6 protein-coding genes are annotated in these 3,868 nt (G+C 38.5%); 4 read left to right on the top strand and 2 right to left on the bottom strand.

Features of this window, described 5'->3' with window-relative positions; all coding sequences use genetic code 11:
- Positions 1-36: 36 nt before the first annotated feature.
- Positions 37-540 (bottom strand): Rha family transcriptional regulator, encoded by a 504-nt coding sequence (locus DXA87_RS17495; RefSeq protein ID WP_117505560.1) that lies wholly within the window; start codon positions 538-540, stop codon positions 37-39.
- 261 nt (positions 541-801) lie between these two features.
- The gene (locus tag DXA87_RS17500) at positions 802-975 is read right to left on the bottom strand and encodes a toxin-antitoxin system, antitoxin component, Xre family protein (protein WP_199537952.1); all 174 of its coding nucleotides are present in this window, start codon (positions 973-975) and stop codon (positions 802-804) included.
- Between the two features lie 157 nt (positions 976-1,132).
- On the opposite strand from DXA87_RS17500, the gene DXA87_RS17505 reads away from it, so the two are divergent.
- The 4 genes from DXA87_RS17505 (at position 1,133) to DXA87_RS17515 (ending at position 3,757) form a co-directional block, all read left to right on the top strand.
- Positions 1,133-1,513 carry a helix-turn-helix transcriptional regulator gene (locus DXA87_RS17505; RefSeq protein WP_117505562.1) on the top strand — a complete coding sequence of 127 codons (381 nt, stop codon included), beginning with the start codon at positions 1,133-1,135 and terminating at the stop codon, positions 1,511-1,513.
- On the top strand, positions 1,488-2,444 hold the full coding sequence (locus DXA87_RS17510; RefSeq protein WP_158553103.1) for an ImmA/IrrE family metallo-endopeptidase: 957 nt from the start codon (positions 1,488-1,490) through the stop codon (positions 2,442-2,444). Before DXA87_RS17505 ends, DXA87_RS17510 begins: the two co-directional genes overlap by 26 nt.
- Before the next feature lie 477 nt (positions 2,445-2,921).
- Positions 2,922-3,065 (top strand): hypothetical protein, encoded by a 144-nt coding sequence (locus tag DXA87_RS18075; RefSeq protein ID WP_158553104.1) that lies wholly within the window; start codon positions 2,922-2,924, stop codon positions 3,063-3,065.
- A 17-nt stretch (positions 3,066-3,082) separates the two neighbouring features.
- The gene (locus DXA87_RS17515) at positions 3,083-3,757 is read left to right on the top strand and encodes a site-specific integrase (protein WP_158553105.1); all 675 of its coding nucleotides are present in this window, start codon (positions 3,083-3,085) and stop codon (positions 3,755-3,757) included.
- Positions 3,758-3,868 lie beyond the last annotated feature (111 nt).

The raw sequence follows: 3,868 nt of genomic DNA on the forward strand, positions 1-3,868 counted from the left end.
TATATTATTTTATCTAGCACAACAGGTTAATTTAAATCAATTCGTATTTCCAAATAAAGAAAGCTGCTCATAGTCCGGAGCCTTTACGAAGTCTGCCGGAAGTTGAATGCCATACTGTTCGCATACAAGCTTTGCCATCTCTACAGATTTATACGGAACACTTCCCTGCTTGTCCATCCGGCTTGCCAGTGCCTGAATCAACTTCGCTACTTCGCCCGGATGATCTGTAAGTAACCGCTGCGGCAGTTCTTCCATTTCATGAAAGCGGTTGATATACCGGGCAGTAAACTCCACTCCCTTATGACCAGTCATTTTGTGAGCAATAAACTCACATCCTTTCTTTGTGACCAGAAAACACGGTAACGTCTTGTTCTGATCTGTAACGTATGTAGATTCCTTGAAGAAATCGGTAAACGCAATTTTGCTTTCACCTAACTGCTGTACGTACTTTCTGATGTCACGCAACAAATCTGTGTGTCTTTTCCCGCACCATTCTGCGACTTCCATCGATGTGATGGTTGTTCTCGTTAATTCATTCATGTTATTCACCTCTTTCCGTAAAAATTTTCCTCAACTCAACAGCTTCTTTGCTGTTCTGAAGAATGTTTTCTTTAAACGCAGTACTGTCTGATGTTACCAACTGAATGAGCATTGCTGCTTTTCGCAAGCCTGCCTCTCTCGTAGCCTATACGGTATGCTTCCCGCTCTGGCGCACTCATAAATTTGGGATTCATAATCTCCTCCTATCCAGAAGATGATTTTAAATCATCTTTTGATTTAAAAAAAGTGCTTCTTTTTCTTTTAGACTTTTAATTTCCAACAGCATAATGCAGCCACTTCACTTGTCTTAAATTCCTGCTTATTATTAAGTTTCAAAGCAAATCCATTGCTTGTAAGTCCAAGATAATCGGCTACAAATTTAAGTTTCAAACCACGAGACTTAATTATTTCTTTTAAAGCGCCTGAATCGGTCAATGCTATCACTTCCTTTCTGTCTAAGATGATTTTAAATCATCTGTGTAGATAGTAGCACTGTGTAGATTTAGAGTCAACTCTTTTTTGTTTTTTATCAAAAATATTGATTTTAAATCATTTTCATGTTATATTGCAATTATAAAGAGGAGGTTCTAATATGCCGGAAATAGGAAAAAGAATACGTATACGCCGCGAAGAACTGGGAATAACACAAGAAGAATTAGCTTCCAAGCTTGGTTATAAAAGCAAAACGACAATAGCCAAAATTGAAAATGGGACAAATGATATCGTCCAAAGTAAAGTCATCGAATTTGCTCAAGCGCTTGATACTACTCCAGCTTATCTAATGGGTTGGACTCAATATAATGAAACGATTCCTGAAAAAAATGATAATATTCCTGATGATTCGGATTTGGCTATTATTCAACGCGAAAGAAACAAAATGTCTGACAAGGAAAAAACCAAGTTAATGAATATACTAAAAGCTAATTTTGATGAGTATAATTGGGAGGATGATAATTCTGGAAATATCGAATAATCGCAGGGCTGAAATTAAAAGCTGCGTAATATCTGTTCTTGAAGAATATGGACAGCCATTCGTTCCAGTTAAAATAGGAAATCTCATACGTTCCATACCTTATATCAAATTAATCACTTATAATAGCCAAATCCGTAAGCATCATATAACCTACAACGAATTAATTGTTGATTCCGAGACAGCCGATTCATATGCGGTGTGGAATAAAACACAAGATTGCTACTGTATTTATTACAATGATATGGCACCAAATGTTGTTAATTCTAACCGTGTCCGCTGGAACTTGGCTCATGAATTAGGTCATGTTATTCTTAAGCACCATGAGTTATGTAAACTTCATAAACTTTTTCGTAGTGGATTAGCTACCAATGTTTACAATTATATAGAGGCTGAAGCTGATTACTTTGCCCAACTTCTTTTAGTCCCTCACGTTGTCCTATATGCATTCAAAGTCACAACCGAAAAACAATTAAAAGACCTTTGCCAAATATCAGGCCCTGCTGCTAAAAATCGTTTTCGAGATTACAAGCAATGGATAAAACAAATAAATGGAAATGATGATTATGATAAACCACTATTCCACTACTATTACAATTTTATTTATAAAAAACACTGCCTAACTTGCGGTGCTTCTATAATTCAAAGCAGTGGGAAATATTGTCCTATATGCGGAAACAACACATTACAATGGGGAGATGGTAAAATGAAATACACAACCAAAATCGTTTTAGATCAAAACAGTAAAGCTATTCGCTGTCCCGTTTGTGACAATGAAGAAATTTCACCTAATGGGAACTACTGCCATATTTGCGGTACGTACATAGTCAATCAATGTACAAATATCGGGGATCACTATGACTCCTGTGGTCAGTTAGCTGCTGCCAATGCCCGTTACTGTATTCATTGTGGTGCACCAACTACTTTTTTTTAAGCTCATTTACTAAAAGCTTGGAATCAGCAATATTCCTTCTCCTGTGAAGATATTCCTGATGATATTTTGGACATTCCTGACGATCTAGACACCGGTTTCCCCGAAGATGAAGGATTGCCGTTCAATTAATCCATCTCTAATTTGTTTTAAGAAGCCTTGGAATGTTACCGGGAAAAATGCGGCTGCTATACAGAACTGGACGGCTATGCGATCATGTTTGAACCGCATCTGGCGGTGGTGGAAAAGATGTAACGTAAATATCTCAAAGCTTGTACTTTTTCTCTCTTTTTTGATATTTTTTGTTCTATTTTCGATACTTTTTGTTTCATTTTCGATATTTTTATATTGACACAGGAGTTAAGTGATGCTATAATGCAAGCACGTAGCAAAGCATATATATGCTTTCTGCATATACTATTATGGAACGTACTCCGGTGTCCTTCTGGCCCGGGGTCTTTTTATTTTTCGGAGGATTTTATGCCAGATAAACCATTCAAAACATATGATGAACTTATCACAATTTTACAAGAGCGTGGAATTGATCTGAGCTCCGAGGAAGATGATAGATTTGCACGAACAGTTCTTTCAAAAGAAGGATTCTCCATAAGGCACACACTGTAAAGAGAAACGGAAAACCCGTGCAGATCAAGGAATATACTCAGTTATGGTCCCTCGATCTTAAATGGCAGCTCTTTTTCTATATTGCTCTCTTTACCGGTGCCCGGCGTGGAGAAATTGTTTCTCTTTTATGGAGCGACATTGACTTTTCCCTGAACACAATCCACTTCTCCAAATCTACAGCGGTCGTAAAAGGAGAAGTCATCCATAAAAATACAAAGACCTATGCCACGAGACAGTGTATCGTACCGGATATTGTCATCGCCGCTGCAAAAAAACTTATGCATGAACAACAAGAGGCTTGTCTCAGACTGGGTGACTACTGGAAAGGATCCCGCGGCAAACAATTTCAAAACAATTTCGTCTTTATCCGGGATGATGGCTCTCAGATGCATATTTGCAGCCCCAGAACGGAGTTTAAACGGGTGATTCAGATCTACAGCACGAATATTGCAAAAGATGAGACCGAGATGATACCAGACGATCTGACGCTGCATGATCTCCGTCACACCACCGCTTCGATTCTGATCAATAAGAAGCTGGATCCAAGAGCCGTCTCCGGAGTCCTCGGCCACGCCAATACCAGCACCACATTAAATATCTACGCGTACTTCTTTCATCAAAGCAGCAAAGAGGCTGCAAGCATCATGGCGGATGCTCTTCTGGATGAGCCGGCAGTAGTCAATCACAGGTAAAAAATTAAATAGTAGACAAATAGTAGACAAAGCCCCTTTTTTTGCTCTTTTTGCCCATAATATCAAAACCCTAAAAACGTAAAGGTCAAACCACTCGCCTTTCACTAAAAC

Source organism: Desulfotomaculum sp. OF05-3, from assembly GCF_003435535.1.
GTDB classification, from domain to species: Bacteria; Bacillota; Clostridia; order Lachnospirales; family Lachnospiraceae; genus Pilosibacter; species Pilosibacter fragilis.

Bases quoted from the DNA above. Each gene is read 5' to 3' on its own strand.
- DXA87_RS17505 (WP_117505562.1), top strand. From the start codon at position 1,133: ATGCCGGAAATAGGAAAAAGAATACGTATACGCCGCGAAGAACTGGGA.
- DXA87_RS17510 (WP_158553103.1), top strand. From the start codon at position 1,488: ATGATAATTCTGGAAATATCGAATAATCGCAGGGCTGAAATTAAAAGC.
- DXA87_RS18075 (WP_158553104.1), top strand. From the start codon at position 2,922: ATGCCAGATAAACCATTCAAAACATATGATGAACTTATCACAATTTTA.
- DXA87_RS17495 (WP_117505560.1), bottom strand. From the start codon at position 540: ATGAATGAATTAACGAGAACAACCATCACATCGATGGAAGTCGCAGAA.